At 62.5% G+C, this 15,750-nt stretch carries 10 protein-coding genes and 1 tRNA gene; 6 read left to right on the forward strand and 5 right to left on the reverse strand.

All coding sequences use genetic code 11. The features are described from left to right. The first annotated feature begins 20 nt into the window (after positions 1-20). Both choW and choV read left to right on the forward strand, forming a co-directional pair. Positions 21-854, forward strand: a complete 834-nt coding sequence (gene choW / locus ACGYLA_RS16560; protein WP_067260944.1) for a choline ABC transporter permease subunit — start codon at positions 21-23, stop codon at positions 852-854. Continuing rightward, entirely contained in the window at positions 851-1,867 is a 1,017-nt protein-coding gene (gene choV / locus ACGYLA_RS16565; RefSeq protein WP_394433882.1) for a choline ABC transporter ATP-binding protein, read from the forward strand. The genes choW and choV overlap by 4 nt, the downstream gene beginning before the upstream one ends. Positions 1,868-1,936: 69 nt before the next feature. Here the strand turns inward: choV and cueR are convergent, their stop codons facing one another. Next, on the reverse strand, positions 1,937-2,329 hold the full coding sequence (cueR, locus tag ACGYLA_RS16570) for a Cu(I)-responsive transcriptional regulator (RefSeq protein WP_067260948.1): 393 nt from the start codon (positions 2,327-2,329) through the stop codon (positions 1,937-1,939). 9 nt (positions 2,330-2,338) lie between these two features. Next, positions 2,339-4,846 carry a heavy metal translocating P-type ATPase gene (locus tag ACGYLA_RS16575; RefSeq protein ID WP_394433884.1) on the reverse strand — a complete coding sequence of 836 codons (2,508 nt, stop codon included), beginning with the start codon at positions 4,844-4,846 and terminating at the stop codon, positions 2,339-2,341. A gap of 271 nt (positions 4,847-5,117) precedes the next feature. Between ACGYLA_RS16575 and ACGYLA_RS16580 the strand changes: the two genes are divergently transcribed. Beyond that, positions 5,118-10,337, forward strand: coding sequence for a GEVED domain-containing protein (locus tag ACGYLA_RS16580; protein WP_394433886.1), 5,220 nt, complete (start codon positions 5,118-5,120; stop codon positions 10,335-10,337). 234 nt (positions 10,338-10,571) lie between these two features. Continuing rightward, positions 10,572-11,456 (forward strand): formyltetrahydrofolate deformylase, encoded by an 885-nt coding sequence (gene purU / locus ACGYLA_RS16585; RefSeq protein ID WP_394433888.1) that lies wholly within the window; start codon positions 10,572-10,574, stop codon positions 11,454-11,456. A gap of 128 nt (positions 11,457-11,584) precedes the next feature. Here the strand turns inward: purU and ACGYLA_RS16590 are convergent. Next, positions 11,585-11,660: transfer RNA gene (locus ACGYLA_RS16590), tRNA-Thr, on the reverse strand. 127 nt (positions 11,661-11,787) lie between these two features. Here ACGYLA_RS16590 and ACGYLA_RS16595 point away from each other — a divergent pair. Then, on the forward strand, positions 11,788-12,663 hold the full coding sequence (locus ACGYLA_RS16595; protein ID WP_394433890.1) for a hypothetical protein: 876 nt from the start codon (positions 11,788-11,790) through the stop codon (positions 12,661-12,663). On the opposite strand, the gene ACGYLA_RS16600 is transcribed toward ACGYLA_RS16595, so the two are convergent. Beyond that, a complete protein-coding gene (locus tag ACGYLA_RS16600) occupies positions 12,660-14,060 on the reverse strand; it encodes a pyridoxal phosphate-dependent decarboxylase family protein (RefSeq protein WP_394433892.1) in 1,401 nt (466 codons plus the stop codon). The genes ACGYLA_RS16595 and ACGYLA_RS16600 overlap by 4 nt on opposite strands. 186 nt (positions 14,061-14,246) lie before the next feature. Between ACGYLA_RS16600 and hpaR the strand changes: the two genes are divergently transcribed. Then, positions 14,247-14,717 carry a homoprotocatechuate degradation operon regulator HpaR gene (gene hpaR, locus ACGYLA_RS16605; RefSeq protein WP_331710992.1) on the forward strand — a complete coding sequence of 157 codons (471 nt, stop codon included), beginning with the start codon at positions 14,247-14,249 and terminating at the stop codon, positions 14,715-14,717. Positions 14,718-14,741: 24 nt separating this feature from the next. Here hpaR and ACGYLA_RS16610 read toward each other — a convergent pair whose 3' ends face one another. Beyond that, entirely contained in the window at positions 14,742-15,710 is a 969-nt protein-coding gene (locus tag ACGYLA_RS16610) for a 2-dehydro-3-deoxygalactonokinase (RefSeq protein ID WP_394433895.1), read from the reverse strand. Positions 15,711-15,750 lie beyond the last annotated feature (40 nt).

A 15,750-nucleotide genomic window follows, 5' to 3' on the forward strand; every position in this document is an offset into this window, starting at 1 on the left:
TCCAATCCTGAAGGACTGACATGGACTGGCTGACAGAAAACAAGATCCCCGTGGCCGATGTGGCCGAAGACGCGCTGGATTGGTTGCAAACGAACGGGGCGTGGTTCTTTGACGGGCTGTCGGACCTGATGGAACGGCTGATCGAGGCGATCCTCTGGGTGCTGCAAACTCCGCATCCGCTGATCCTGATCGCCGTCTTCGCCGCGATCACTTGGGCCATTCAGCGCAATTGGAAAACCGTGGCCTTTGTGGTGCTGGGCTTCCTGTTCATCCTCAACCAAGACTACTGGGAAGAGACGATGGAGAGCCTGACGCTGGTGCTCTCGGCTTGTGTGGTCTGTATGGGCGTGGGTGTGCCGATTGGCATCGCCGTGGCGCATCGGCCCCGGCTTTATGCTTGGGTGGCCCCGGTTTTGGACCTGATGCAGACGCTGCCAACCTTTGTCTATCTGATCCCCGCGATTGTCTTTTTCGGCATTGGCATGGTGCCCGGGCTGATCGCCACGGTAATCTTCGTGCTGCCCGCGCCGATCCGGCTGACGCAGCTTGGCATCTCCTCGACCCCAAAGGCGCTTCTAGAGGCCGCGCAGGCTTTCGGCGCCAAGCCGCGCCAGACACTGTGGAAGATCGAACTGCCCTATGCGTTGCCGCAGATCATGACGGGTCTGAACCAGACCATCATGCTGTCGCTGTCGATGGTGGTGATCGCAGCATTGGTGGGCGCGGACGGTTTGGGCGTGCCGGTGGTGCGTGCCTTGAACCAAGTCAACACAGGCTTGGGATTTGAATCAGGGTTGGTGATCGTCGTCGTGGCGATCATGCTCGACCGTATCCTGCGGGTGGGACGGAAATGACGAAAGCAGTAGAATTCGATAACGTATCCATCGTCTTTGGCGACAAGCCTGAAAAGGCTTTGCCGCTGATGGACGAAGGCCAAAGCCGCGCCGAGATCGAAGCGGCGACGGGGCAGGTGCTGGGCGTGCATGATTGCTCGCTCACCGTTGAGAATGGCGAGATCCTTGTGCTGATGGGCCTGTCGGGCTCGGGCAAGTCGACGCTTTTGCGGGCGGTGAATGGGCTCAACCCAATGGTGCGCGGCACGGTGCGGGTCCATGCCGAGGGCTGGTCCTGCGATGTGCATGAGAGCAACGCGGCAGAGCTGCGCCGGGTGCGCCGTGAAGGCGTGTCGATGGTGTTCCAACAGTTCGGCCTGCTGCCCTGGCGCACGGTGCGCGACAATGTGGCGCTTGGGTTGGAACTCTCCAATGTGCCCAAGGGCGAGCGGTTGGAACGGGCCGAACGGCAGTTGAAGCTGGTGGGGCTCAGCGATTGGGCTGACCGCAAGGTGGGGGAGCTTTCGGGCGGCATGCAGCAGCGTGTGGGCCTTGCCCGTGCCTTTGCCACCGAAGCGCCGATCCTGTTGATGGATGAGCCTTTTTCGGCGCTCGATCCGCTGATCCGCACGCGGTTGCAGGATGAGTTGTTGGACCTGCAACGCGATCTTAACCGCACGATCATTTTCGTCAGCCATGACCTTGATGAGGCGTTCAAACTGGGCGGGCGTATTGCGATCATGGAAGGCGGGCGCATCGTGCAGATCGGCACCCCGCGCGAGATTTTCTCGAACCCCGCTTCCGATTATGTGGCGGAATTCGTGGCCAATATGAACCCGCTGGAGGTTCTGACCGCCCGTGATGTGATGGGGCCTGCCGATGGGGCCGCCCATCCCGAGACCAGCGCCCAGACGCCGGTGCGGGATCTGATGGACGGGCTGCGCGGCCCGGAGGCGGGTTTCGCGGTGATGGAAGAGGGCAGGCAGATCGGCATGGTGACGGCGCATAGCATCGTGGAACGGCTGAAACGCTAGGGCTGGGGCCACGCGCCCGGCAGCGCTGTCTCACGGAGGGCAGCGCTGCCCTCCGTGGTCACTCGGGCTTCAGTTCGCCGCTGTCCCAAGTGTTTTTAAAATCGGACAATCTGGCCGGTCATCGCCCGCACAATCGCGGACCAGCGTGCTGAGCGTGTCGCGCATCTCTTGCAGGCCGCTTATCTTGGCCTCGATCTGGGCCAGATGGTCCTTGGCGATGGCGCGCACATCGGCGCTGGCGCGGTTCTTGTCCTCCCAAAGCGCCAGAAGGTTGCGGCAATCTTCGATGCTGAACCCCAGCGTCCGGGCGCGGCCCAAAAAGGCGAGCTTGTGCATCTCGCTTTCACGGAACGCACGGTAGCCATTGGCGTCGCGCAGCGGTTTGACCAGCCCGATATCCTCGTAATAGCGGATGGTTTTGGGTGGTAACCCGGTGCGTTGTGAGACTTCTCCGATGTTCATGGGACGATCCTATTCTGCGGCCACGGGGGCGGCGGCCCGGGGGCCATGGGAGGGGCTGGCGCTCTCATTCAGAGGGGCGGCGATCCAGCGCAGGCGCAGGGCGTTGCTGAGAACGAAAACGCTCGACAAAGCCATCGCCCCGGCGGCCAGCGCGGGCGACAAGAGCCAACCGGTCAGCGGGTAGAAGGCGCCAGCGGCCACGGGGATCAGCAGGACGTTATAGCCGAAGGCCCAGAAGAGGTTTTGCCGGATATTCGCCATGCTGCGCTGGCTTACGTCGATGGCATTGACCACGGCGCGCAGATCGCCCGACATCAGCACTACATCCGCCGCTTCGATCGCAACATCAGTGCCGGTGCCGATGGCCAGCCCGACATCGGCCTGCGCAAGCGCGGGCGCGTCGTTGATCCCGTCGCCCACGTAGGCGATGCGGTTGTCGCCTTTTCTCAGGTCGTCGATGGCGGCCACTTTGCCATCGGGCAGCACCTCGGCGACGACGCGGTCGATGCCCAGTTGCGCCGCGATGGCCTCTGCCGTGCCGCGGTTGTCGCCGGTGATCATCGCCACTTCGAGGTTGAGGTCATGCAGCCGCGCGATGGCCTCGGGCGTGCCGGGTTTGATCGGGTCCGCCACGGCGATGACCGCCGCTAGTTTGCCGTCGATCGCTGCGAAAAGCGGGGTTTTGCCGGCCTTGGCCAGATCCGCGCTGATCCGCTGGGCATTGCCCAGATCAATCCCCTCGCGGGTCATCAGCCGGTCCGCGCCCAGCGTGACACGGCGGCCCGCCACCAATGCGCTGACGCCGTAGCCGGTATGGGATTGGAAATCGCTCACCTCGCGCGGCACGGGGCCAGCCGCTTCGGCCCGGCGCAGGATGGCTTGGGCGATGGGATGTTCCGAGCGGGCCTCGACCGCGCCGATCAGGGGCAGCACCTCATCTTCGGTCAGGTCGTCCATCAGCACCAGATCGGTAAGTTCGGGGGTGCCCTTGGTCAGGGTGCCGGTCTTGTCCAAGGCAACGGTGGTGACGCTTTGCAGGCTTTGCAGCGCATCACCTTGCCGGAACAGCACGCCCAATTGCGCCGCCCGCCCAGTGCCGACCATGATCGACGTGGGCGTGGCTAGCCCCATGGCACAGGGGCAGGCGATGATCAGCACCGCGACCGCAGCCACCAAAGCATGGCTGAGCGATGGGCCAAAGGCCAGCCAGACGCCAAAGGTCACCAGTGCCACGGCGATCACCACGGGGACGAACCACAGGGTGATGCGGTTGACCAAGTCCTGAATGGGCAGTTTCGCGCCTTGGGCCTCTTCGACCATGCGGATGATCTGCGCCAGAACCGTGTCGCCGCCCACCTTGGTGGCGCGATAGGTCAGGCTGCCAGTGCCATTGACCGTGCCGCCGACGAGAGCCGCACCGCCGGTCTTTTCCACCGGCACAGGCTCACCGGTGATCATGCTTTCATCGACATAGGATTGCCCTTCGACGACGATGCCGTCGGTGGCGATCTTCTCGCCGGGGCGGAGGTAGATGATGTCGCCGGTTTCGATCTTTTCCAAGGGCAGTTCGATGACAGCGCCGTCGCGCTCCACCCGTGCGCTGGTGGCGCGCAGGCCCATGAGCTTGGCTATCGCGGCCCCGGTGCGCCCCTTGGCGCGGGCCTCAAGATAGCGGCCCAGCAGGATCAGCGTGACGATCACGGCGGCGGCTTCGAAATAGACCACGCGGCTGCTTTCGGGCAGTAGCCCCGACGCGAAGAGCGCAGTGACCGAGTAGAGCCACGCCGCCCCCGATCCGAGTGCCACGAGAGAGTTCATATCCGGCGCGCCCTTCGCCAGCGCGCGCAGGCCATTGCTATAGAAACGCCGCCCCGGCCATGCCAGCACGACGGTGGCGAGGAGGAACTGGATGAGCCAGCTTGTCTCCATCCCGATGGTCGCCGCGATCCAATGGTGGAAAGCGGGCACCAGATGGCCGCCCATCTCAAGCACAAAGACGGGCAGGGTGAGCGCGGCGGCCAGCAGGGTCATCCGTTTGAGGTGGATGGCCTCCGCTTCCTTACGCGTCGCGGCCTCGGGGGTGCCCGCCTCGGGCGTGTCGACGCTGGCGGGATAACCTGCCTTTGCCGCCGCATCGCGCAGGGCGGGCAAAAGATCGGCGTCTTCCAATGTTTCGACCCGCGCCTCTTCGCTGGCGAGGTTGACCGTGGCCGAGAGCACCCCCGGCACCGCAAGCAGCGCGCGCTCCACACGGCCCAGGCAGGAGGCGCAGGTCATGTTTGACAGCCGCAACCGATGGGTGGTCTTGCGCGCCGGGTAGCCCGCCTGCGCCAAGGCGGTATCGAGCTCGCCCGCGTCAAGCGCGGGGTGTGCCGTTACGCGCACTGTTTCTGCCGCAAGATTCACTCGGGCCTCACCGACCCCCTCCAGCGCGTTTAGCGCTTTTTCAACACGCCCCACACAGGACGCGCAGCTCATGTTCTGCACGCCAAAAGTGAGTGTTTCCGCTTTGCCCATTTCACGCCCTCTATTCGTCTTGGGCTGAATATGGGGCTTCCAGTTGCTGGAGGGTCAATAGGTCATTTTCGGAAAATTGATATGGTAGCACGGCGGCACAGGCGCGGCAGCTTTGCGGCCCGCTATGGCACAGAGGCATATGCACAAGAGCGACCACCACCTATCCCTTCACCGCCCCTATAACCGGAAGCATATCTTAATACCTTTCTGCGTAAGTCCTCAGAACCCGCTTCGTCGCTAGGCTGTGTCTTAAAAGGTTGTGAGCAAAGATATGCATTTTTACACTTATTTTCTCGGCACGTTCACGGCGCAGCACTTGCGCCGCCTTTGGGCCTTGGCAGGGCAGGGGCCTTGGCTTCGGATGATCGCGGCATCGTTTTGGACATTGTTCTTACTGGCTTTGCTGACCAGAGCCGCCTTGGCGCAGCAGCTCATTCTCAATCCCGTCGCCGCGCCCACCGTGGTCGGGGCGGGTGTGGGCGAGCGGGCCTTGTGGCGCAACGCGGGCACGGTTGGCGGGGTGTCGGTCGATATCGTCGGTGAAATGGCCTTTGCCGGGCGGGATCATATTTTCGCATCGGGCAATGGGCAAATCCAGATTACCTCGACCGGGCAAGACCCGCATTTCATGGATTTCTACCTCTATGAGGCAGGCACCCATAACATCACGACCAATACCGGCGGGGTGCCGGTGGTGGCGGATGTTTTCTTTCAGATCAATGACATTGACGGTCCGTTGAACGAGCAGGTCTATGTGAACGTCTGCGACGGCACGGTCGAATATGTCCGCATTGACCGCAGCGCGACGACCTATCGGGGCTATATCGAAGGGCCGGATGCAAACCTCGGGACAGAGGTGTTCTATCTTGCCGGGGACCGCAACTATAGCAACCAGCCGGTATCGGGGCTTGAAATCTTCTACCCGCAGACCTCGACCTTTCGCTTTGGTCGGACCGCCAACAGTGGCTTCCTCGTCCGGCTCGCCAATCCGACCTATGACGAAGCGCAGACCTATGACCTGCAATGCGGTGACTTCAAAGCACCCGTTTTGCAGGACGATCTGAAAGAACAGGTGCTGAGCGAGCCTGTGGTGGTCAACATCCTGTTCAACGACAGTGTGGCGACTGAGAATAACAATGCACCGGCCAATAATTCGGGCCAGCCCAGCGAATACTCCAACCAGGCCATTGATCTGATCCCCCCTGCCGGGGCGCAGAACATCGTGACCGATTCCGAGGGCCACCGGGTGGGTTTCGACATTCTGGGGGAGGGCACATGGAGCTATGACGACCTGACCGGGGAGCTGACCTTTACCCCCTTCGTCGCCTTCTTTGCCGCGCCGACGCCAATCAGCTACCGCTATCAATCGCCCATCATCCTGCCGAATGAGCCGCGGGCCTATTCCGCGCCCGCGCAGGTCTCGATCGATGTGGGCTCTGTCGGTCTGTTGAAACTGGCGCAATTGGTCGATACCAACCTCAACGGCTATGCCGATCCGGGTGAGACGATCGCCTATGTCTTTACCGCTGAGAACTTCGGCAATGTCGATCTCACCAATGTGCAGCTTGCCGAGACGCAGTTCAGCGGCAAGGGCGTGCCCCCGGTGATCACCTTTCAGGCCGCCACGTCGCTGTCGCCCGAAGGCACGCTGCTGGTCGGGGAGAAGGCCGTCTATACGGCGACTTACACGCTGGTGCCTGAGGATTTGGACACCACGATCAGCAACCAAGCGCAGGTCACGGCTGAGACACCGGGGGGGACAGCAGTCTCGGACCTGTCGGATTCCGAGAACCCCGGTGACGGGGATGGTGTGGCGTCGAACGGGCCGGGCGAAGGGCGCGATGACCCCACGACGATCTACGCAGGCTCAGGCCCCGACCGGGGGGATGCGCCGGTCACCTACGGCGATCCGCAACATGCGGACACCGCGCAATATTGGATCGGCGCGCTGAATGGTGACGGCGATGGTTCGGCGCAACATTCCGTCGATGGCACCGGCGACGACCTCGACGGGAAGGATGACGAAAGCGAAGAGAGCTTTCCCCAGCTCTACGGTGATCTGACCCGCACGGTGACCGTGGTCGTAAACGAACCCACCCCCGGCACTGGCTACCTGCAGGCTTTCGTCGATTTCGGCGGCGATGGCCTCTTCCTTGGTGATCAGGTCGCGACAGATATCCAAGACGGCGGGGCGCAAGACCTCGACGGGGTGGTGAATGGTAAGATTTCATTCCCCGTCAGTGTGCCGGTCACCGCCGTTCTGACCCCGACCTTCGTCCGGCTGCGCTGGTCCTCGACCGCGGGGCTTGATGCGATCACCCCCGCCCAGGATGGGGAGGTCGAAGACTATGGCATCACCATCAAGACACCGCCCGACGCCGACCGGGGTGACGCCCCCGCCAGCTATGGCGATCCGCAGCATATCATTGAAGGCCCCGGTGCGCCTGAGATCTATCTGGGCAGCACCCCGCCGGATATCGATCTGCTGACGCAGAACTCCATCGGGGCCACGGGGGATGATGCCGACGGGTCGGATGATGAGGACGGGGTGATCCTGCCGCAATTCTACCGTGGTGGTCTGGCCGAGATCACGGTGACAGTCAGTGATCTGATCGCCGCGCCGGGGTCGTCATATCTGCAGGCCTTTATCGACTTCGATGGCGATGGCACCTTCAACCAAGCCGGGGAGCAGGTGGCGGTGAACCTGCAAGACGGCGGCCCGCAGGACAAGGACGGCCTCAGCAATGGTACGATCCTTTTCGAAGTGGCTGTGCCCGCGGGGGCTACGACACTGCCCACCTATGCCCGCTTTCGCTGGTCGACCGACAGCACCGGCCTTGTCACAGCTTTTGAGGGGGAGGTGGAGGACTATACGCTCACCATCTCAAGCGATCCGCCGCCGCTGGTCTGCGATGCCTCGCTCTATGCCATCGTCGACAGCCCCTCAGCGCTGAGGCGTATGACCTTCCGCGATGGCGGGGGGAGCTATGCCACAACGGTTGAGACCTCGGGCAGCACCGGACAGAACCGCGACGGCGCTTGGGGCTATAACGCGCTGGACGGCTATATCTACGGCGTGGATCAAAGTAGCCGCAGGCTTTTCCGGATCGATGGCGCGGGCGACATTACGGACTTCGGTAATATCCCCGGGGCGGGGGATGCATTGAACGCGGGGGATATCCTGCCGAATGGGCGGCTGATCTACGAAGTGGATCTGAATACATGGCAGATCGTCGATCTGAGTAATCCCGCCACGCCGATCGCCTTGGGCGAGATCAGCCTCTCCATCGGCGTCAATCCCGAAGACCTCGCCTTCAACCCCGTGGATGGCATCATGTATGGGATCGACCGAATCTCAGGCTTCCTGTTCCGCGCAGCGGTCAACAACGGCACCCCGGGGAGCGTGACACCCCAAGCGATCGGCCCTGCCGTCTATGCGGGCATGTTCGACGCGCTGTGGTTCGACCGTGACGGCAGGCTCTATGGCTATTCCAATACCACCAACAACCTCTTTGTCATCTCAACGGCGACAGGTGTGCCGCAACTGGTATCCGGCATTCCGGTCGATGAGGGTGGGCGCAGCGATGGCATCTCTTGCCGGGGGCCTGCACCGATCCCACTGGGGGGCATCTCGGGCAACATCTATGAAGACGCGGATGCTTCGGACGTGAAAGACAATGGGGAGACCAATTTCGGCGCGGGCGTGGGCATCTCGGTCTATGCCGACAATGGCACCCCGGCCAATACCGCCGATGACATCTTTCTAGTAACCACGGATACCTTGGCCGATGGCACCTATGCGGTGGGGGAGTTGATGGTGAACACGACCTACCGTGTCGCATTGGACGAGGCGGACCCCGATCTGCCTTCGGGGCTCACCATCGGCACGTCCAACCCGCTGCTTGGCGTTCCTGTCTCCGGCAATAGCGTGACAAGTGACCAAGACTTTGGCTTCGATCCGGCTGGCAGTGACCTCGAACTCAGCAAAATCGCCGCCGCTACCGGGACCACGACACCGATCACCAATGTGTCGGAGGGGGATACCATCGATTGGATCATCACCATCACCAATGTCAGCGGCGGCTCGCCCTCGGGGGTCAAAGTGATCGACCAGATTCCAAGCGGTTTCGCCTATGTCTCGGACGATGCGCTCGCGACGGGGGATACCTATGACCCTGACACAGGCTTGTGGTTCGTGGATGAACTGCTCAGCGGAGAGAGCGAGACCCTGACGATCACCACCACGGTACTGGGCAGCGGTGATTTCACCAATCAGGCCGAGATTATCTATAGCTCTCTGCCCGATCCCGACAGCGATCCCAGCACGGGGCCGCTGACCGATGATCTGTTCGACCAACTGCCCGACGATGACGAAGCCTCCTATTCCGTGACCCTCGTCACCGGAGAGCGGATTTTTACGGGCCGTGTCTTCATCGACAATGGGGCAGATGGCGGTACCGCCCATGACGCCCTGCGCAATGGCAGCGAAGGGGGGGCATCTTCGGCGGTGTTGGAGATCCTCGACAGTGGCGGTGCCGTGCTAGCGACCCCCGGTCTCGCGACCGATGGCACTTGGAGCTATGGGCTCTCTGGCAGCTACAGCGGGCCGATCACGATCCGCGCGATCCCGGCGAATGACTACCGGGCGATTTCGGAAGCGACGACCGGACTGCCAGATTTGGTCGACACCAACCCGCATGACGGCGAATTCACCTTCACGCCTGAGGCTTTCGGCAATCGCATGGGGTTGGATATCGGTCTGCTGCAACTGCCCAGTCTGACCAACGACCGGACCACGACCGTCGCACAGGGGCAGGTTGCGACCCTGCCGCATATCTATACCGCCACCTCAGACGGGCAGGTGACCTTCTCCTACGCCGGTGCCACCTCGACCCCCACAGGCGCGTTCAGCGCGGCGCTGTTCCAAGATATCGGCTGTGACGATAGCGTCGACGGGCCGATCACCGGCCCCATCGCCGTCACCACGGGGGAGACCATCTGTATCGTCTCACGGGTATCAGCCGGTTCGGGCGCTGGGCAGGGGAGTACCTACGTCTATCAAGTGCTGGCGACCACGGCATTTGCCCGGACCACGGTGACAAGTTCGGCCAGCAATACCGATGAGGTTTCGGTCGGGGGACGTTCCACCCAGATCGAACTGCGCAAAACGGTCGAGAATGAGACCCAAGGCACTGGGGAGGGCACCACCAACCTCGGCAGTGTGAACGATATCCTTCTGTACCGCATCTATCTGCAAAACAACGCGACCACGCAGGCGTCGAACGTCAAGATCTACGATAGAACCCCGCCCTATACGCAGCTGTCGGAGCCTATCGTCGATCCGCAACAAGTCTCGCCCAACCTCAGCTGTGATCTGGTGGTGCCGGCAAGCAATGTGGCCAGCTATGCCGGGACGATCGAGTGGAATTGCACGGGCCAGATGTTGCCGGGGGAGACCGGGGCCGTGCAATTCAGGGTCGGCATTCAATAGGTCGATAGATCTCGCCGGGGTGGCGGTGCGTTTTGATGCGCCGCCGCCCGTTTTTTGACGGATGATCAACATTGATGCGCATAGGAAAACGGCACCTAGGCAGGGCTGTTGGTCTAGGCATGGGCGACCCCCGTCATACGTGCGCTATCGCTTGCCTTCCCCCGCGGAGCCTGCAAACGGTAGAGTAAGCGACGCAAGCCCTGCCGCCCCGACCAACCCCCCTAAGGACCGCCCATGACCAAGTTCTGCCTGACCGTGACCTGCCCCTCGCGACGCGGGATTGTCGCCGCCATCGCCAATTACATCGCCGAAACCGGCTGCAACATCACCGACAGCGCGCAGTTCGACGACACCGAAAACGGCCAGTTCTTCATGCGGATCAGCGCCGAGGCTGAAACCGGTGGCACGCTCGAGACCCTGCGCGAGGGGTTCACAGCGGTCGCGGAACCCTTTGGCATGACCTATGAATTCCACGACCAAGACACCACGATGAAGGTCGTGGTCATGGTCTCGCGCTTTGGGCACTGCCTGAACGATCTGCTCTACCGTGTGCGCATCGGCGCGCTCCCGATTGAGATCGTCGCCGTGATCTCGAACCATATGGACTATCAAAAGGTCGTGGCGAACCACGACATTCCATTTCACTGCATCAAGGTGACGAAGGAGAACAAACCGCAGGCCGAAACGCGGATCATGGAAGTGGTGGAGGAAACCGGCGCCGAGCTGATCGTGCTGGCGCGCTACATGCAGATCTTGTCGGACGCCATGTGCCAAAAGATGTCAGGGCGGATCATCAACATTCACCATTCCTTCCTGCCGTCCTTCAAGGGGGCGAACCCTTACAAGCAGGCCTATGAAAGGGGCGTGAAATTGATCGGTGCCACGTCGCATTACGTCACCGCCGATCTGGACGAGGGCCCGATCATCGAACAGGACATCGTGCGCATCACCCATGCGCAAAGCGCCTCGGATTATGTCTCGCTCGGTCGCGATGTGGAGGCGAGCGTCTTGGCGCGCGCGATTCACGCCCATGCCCACCACCGGGTGTTTCTGAACGGCAATAAAACCGTGGTCTTTCCCGCATCGCCCGGCAGCTACAGCTCCAAGCGAATGGGTTAGGGGCCACGGCCCCGCGTCTGCCGAATGCGGCGGGGGCGCGGGGCCATCGGGCGGCTTGGCCGAGCCTGTAGGCAGGCGTAAACTAGCACGCAACGGCAGCGGATCAGCGTATGATTTAAAGATATAAGTGGTGCCCCCACACGGACTCGAACCGCGGACCTACTGATTACAAATCAGTTGCTCTACCAGCTGAGCTATAGGGGCACTGAGGGCTCATTTAGAGAAAGGAGCCGGGGGGTGCAAGAGGGGAAATGCGAGATTCTTTCGGATTTTACACGCGCGCCGGGACGGGCTATTCAACGCCGAGATTTTCAAGGGTAAGCAGAGTATCATGCAGCTCGTTTTGCACACAGGTGTCCATTTCACGGAAGACGAGCGGCTGCTGAAATGCCTGCTGCGCAATCAGAACGATTTCGCCAAGACGGGCGTCAAAGTGCCCGGGCCTAGCACCTATCGCAACCTGTTCCGCGACACGCTCAACGCGATGCATAAGGCGGAGCCGTCGGAGATGGCGCGGGACGTTTTGCTGGATGCGATCCTCGATGATGGGACAGCCAGCCGGGTGATCCTATCGGATGCGAATTTCTTCCGCTCGCCTGCCACGGCCCTGCAAGAAGGCGTGCTTTATCCCGCCGCCGCCGTGCGCATGCTGCGCATGGCGCAGCTTTTCCCCGAAGATGAGATTCGCATCTTTATGGCGATCCGCAATCCCGCCTCCCTCGTGCCGGTGCTTTATGAGAAAGCGGCGGATAAAACCTCGGCCGCGTTCTGGGGGGAGCGGGGGCCGGAGGACCTGCGCTGGTCCGAGACGATTGGCCAGCTGCGCGAGGCGGCGCCGGGGATTCCCATCACCCTGTGGTGCAATGAAGACGCGCCGCTGATCTGGGCGCAGATCATTCGGGAGATGGCGGGGCTGGCGCCCGAGACCAAGATCAAGGGCGGTTTCGATCTTTTGCAGACGATCATGTCGGAGGAGGGGATGAAACGCTTTCGCGGCTATCTCGACACCCACCCCGATATGTCCGAGGCGCAGAAGCGCCGCGTGATCACCGCGTTCCTCGACAAATACGCGCTTGAGGAAGAGATCGAAGAAGAGCTCGACATGCCCGGCTGGACCGAGGAATTGGTCGAGCGAATGACGGCGATCTATGACGCGGATGTCGAGGTCATCCGCGCCATGCCGGGCGTCACCCTGATCGCGCCCTAAGTCCCGGCCAATTCGGTGATCACGTCATAGGCCATGGCCACATCTTCGGCCGTGGCGGTGAAAGCACCTGCCTGAAAGCGGATCACGAATGCTCCGTCGATCCGGGTCTGGGTCAGGTAAATGCGCCCATCGTCGTTGATCCGGTTCAGCAGGTCTTGGTTATGGGCATCGAGATCTTCGGCACCGAGATGGCGGAAGGTGAAGAGCGAGAGCATCGGCTGGGTCACGATCTCGAACCCCTCCGTCGCCTCCAGCCGTGCAGCCAAATCCTGCGCCCATGTCACATGGTTGCGGATCATTTCGCGCAGCCCCTCCAGCCCATGGGCGCGGATCAGGAACCACAGTTTGAGCGCGCGGAAACGGCGGCCCAGCGGCACGGACCATTCGGAATAGTTCACCACGCCATCCGCGCCATGGGTCTTCAGGTACTCCGGCTGAATCGCCAAGGTACGCACCAGATCATCGGGATTGCGCAGGAAGTGGGTCGTGCAGTCAAACTGCGCCCCCAGCCATTTATGCGGGTTCATCACCACCGAGTCGGCCCGTTCGACCCCGGCCCAGAGGCTGCGGAATTCAGGACAGATCATCGCCGACCCGGCCCAAGCGGCGTCGACATGGGTGTAGAGCCCTTCGGCCTCGGCCACATCCATTACGGCGGCAATGTCATCGCTGGCCCCCGCGCTGGTGCCGCCGGTGCAGGCGATGATGCCCGCAGGTAGATGCCCCGCCGCACGGTCGGCGGCGATGGCGGCGCGCAGCGCTTCGGCGTCCATCGCGCGGGTCGCGCCTTGAGTCGGAATGCGGACAAGGTTCTCTTCGCCCAGCCCCGCGATCCAAATGGCCCGGTCGACCGAGGTATGCACCTCGTCCGAGCAATAGACCCGTAGGCGCGGCTGGCCCGACAGCCCCGCGCGGTTGCCCTGCCAATCAAGCGCGCGTTCGCGCATTGTCAGCACGGCACAAAGCGTGGCGGAGCTGGCGCTGTCTTGGATCACCCCGGTAAAGCCATCCGGCAGGCCGATCGCCTGACGCATCCAATCGCAAACGCGGGTCTCCAACTCCGTCGCGGCCGGAGAGGTCTGCCACAGCATGCATTGCGCCGCGATGGCAGAGACGAAATATTCCGCCAGCACCGAGACCGGCGCAGCATTGGCCGGGAAATAGGCAAAGAAGCGGGGGTGCTGCCAATGGGTCATGCCGGGCATGAGGGTCTGTTCGAAATCGTCGAAGATCGCCTGCATCGCCTCGGCCCCTTCGGGCGGGGCATCGGGCAGGGCGGAAAGCACCGCGCCGGGGGCCACCTGCGCGCGCACCGGGCGGTTGCGCAGACCCGCGTGGTAATCGGCAGCCCAATCGGCGGCGCGGCGGCCCCAATGCCGGAAATCCTCCCAATTCATGCGCCGCTCCCTTGCTGTGGAATTCTGGTTGTCATCCGCATTTCCTGCCCCATGTTGTTGTATTGTCTCACTGTTGTTCCGCTGAGCTTGACCTCTTCAAGAATGTTGTCGCAGCGGCTATGGTGGTCGTCACGCCCTTTTGGGCGGTCTTTGACTTGGTAAGTAGCGATCAGGAAACCGTCAAGAATGGCCCCAATGCCCCCCCTGCGCCGCACTGCCCGCTCCCTTCCGATTGCGCTTTTGCGCGCGCGGGAAAGGGTGATGGGGCCGATCCGCGAGATCTTGAACGAAAGCGGCATCTCGGAACAGAAGTTCCGCGTGCTGCGCGTGGTCGAGGAATCCGGCCCGATGGAGCAGACCGCACTGGCGCAGCAGGCCTGTCTGCTGCTGCCGAGCCTGACCCGCATGTTGCGCGCGATGGAGGAGGAGGGGCTGCTCAGCCGTGCCAGCGATCCCGATGATGGGCGCAAATCCATCGTCACGATCACCGATCAGGGCCGTCAGGTGATCCAAGACCACGCGGGCGATGCGGCGGCGCTGTTCTCTGACTTCGAGGCGCGTTTCGGCAAGCAGCGAATGGAAGACCTGCTCGATATGCTCGAAGATCTCGTCAATCTGGACATGCAGAAAAAGACCGACGGGCAAAAGAAAGACTGACGGGAAAGGTGTTGGCGGGCAGGGCTATCCCCCGTTAACCGCCCGCCGTACCGCGCAGATCCCCGCCAGCGCCATGCGGCTGCCATCAGCCTCGGTCGCCAGTGCACCCTGTTGCGACAGCGCCCGCAGATAGAGCGGCACAGCCCCGCCCGTGCCGATCACCGCCAGCGTTTGCCCCAGCCAATAGGCCCGCGCCGCCGCCAGTTCCGCCCCGATCAATGTGCCCGCCAGCCGCGCCTCTGCGGTGGGTGGCGGGATGTCTTGCAAGGCCAGTTCGGCCCGGATGGAGGCAAGCCGCCCCGCCATACGCTCGGGCCGCGACAGCCCATCGCTGAGCGCGTCGTCAAAAGCCGTGTCGTCCAGCGCCGTGCCCTCGGCAGGGGTGCCATCGCCTAAGAGGGCCAGCAATTCCCCGGTCAGGAAGGTCTGAAAACTCACCACCTCGCCCGCGCTGATCTGCGCCCAGACTGACGTGGCTCCGGGCAGGCAGATCACCCCGTCCCAGTCTTTGTTGAGGCTCAGAAACCCCGCGATGCGCGTTTCGGCCCCTTGCAGCAGACCGCTGGGGGTCTGCTGGCGCAGGGGTGGGATGACCTGAAGGTCGAAGTTGTCGGTGGCGACAGCCGTTGTGCGTTCAGCCGCGGCGGAGCAGGGCACCATGCGCGGCGCGGCATCGGTCCTGCCTGCGGGCAAGCCAGCGACGAAAACCGGCAGGCGAGGCAGCTGCCACGGCGCGGTCAGCTTAGCGAGCGCGGCGTCGAAGGCCGCGAGGCCGTCGGGTTCGGCAGTCTCGCTCTCGCTCGTGGCGCTCTCAAGCGCTGATCCGCCCTGCATGGCCCAGACCTGCAAACGCGCCTCGTGAACCTCTACCGCCAGCCAATCTGCATTGCTCAAACCCGTCATCGCGCTGCCCTCGTCGTGGAATGTCTCAACGGCATAGGCCCAATGGCCTGCGGGTTCAACGCGTCCGCTGGACGCAAAAAGACGAACCACCAATTTGCTTCAAGCCTAAAATATTTATTCTTGAATGAAA

Source organism: Sulfitobacter sp. 1A13679 (genome assembly GCF_043557115.1).
GTDB lineage: Bacteria > Pseudomonadota > Alphaproteobacteria > Rhodobacterales > Rhodobacteraceae > Sulfitobacter > Sulfitobacter faviae.

Excerpts from the sequence above, each read along its gene's own strand:
- ACGYLA_RS16575 (WP_394433884.1), bottom strand. The coding sequence starts at position 4,846 with ATGGGCAAAGCGGAAACACTCACTTTTGGCGTGCAGAACATGAGCTGC.
- hpaR (WP_331710992.1), top strand. The coding sequence starts at position 14,247 with ATGGCCCCAATGCCCCCCCTGCGCCGCACTGCCCGCTCCCTTCCGATT.
- ACGYLA_RS16595 (WP_394433890.1), top strand. The coding sequence starts at position 11,788 with ATGCAGCTCGTTTTGCACACAGGTGTCCATTTCACGGAAGACGAGCGG.
- cueR (WP_067260948.1), bottom strand. The coding sequence starts at position 2,329 with ATGAACATCGGAGAAGTCTCACAACGCACCGGGTTACCACCCAAAACC.
- purU (WP_394433888.1), top strand. The coding sequence starts at position 10,572 with ATGACCAAGTTCTGCCTGACCGTGACCTGCCCCTCGCGACGCGGGATT.
- ACGYLA_RS16580 (WP_394433886.1), top strand. The coding sequence starts at position 5,118 with ATGCATTTTTACACTTATTTTCTCGGCACGTTCACGGCGCAGCACTTG.
- choV (WP_394433882.1), top strand. The coding sequence starts at position 851 with ATGACGAAAGCAGTAGAATTCGATAACGTATCCATCGTCTTTGGCGAC.
- ACGYLA_RS16600 (WP_394433892.1), bottom strand. The coding sequence starts at position 14,060 with ATGAATTGGGAGGATTTCCGGCATTGGGGCCGCCGCGCCGCCGATTGG.
- choW (WP_067260944.1), top strand. The coding sequence starts at position 21 with ATGGACTGGCTGACAGAAAACAAGATCCCCGTGGCCGATGTGGCCGAA.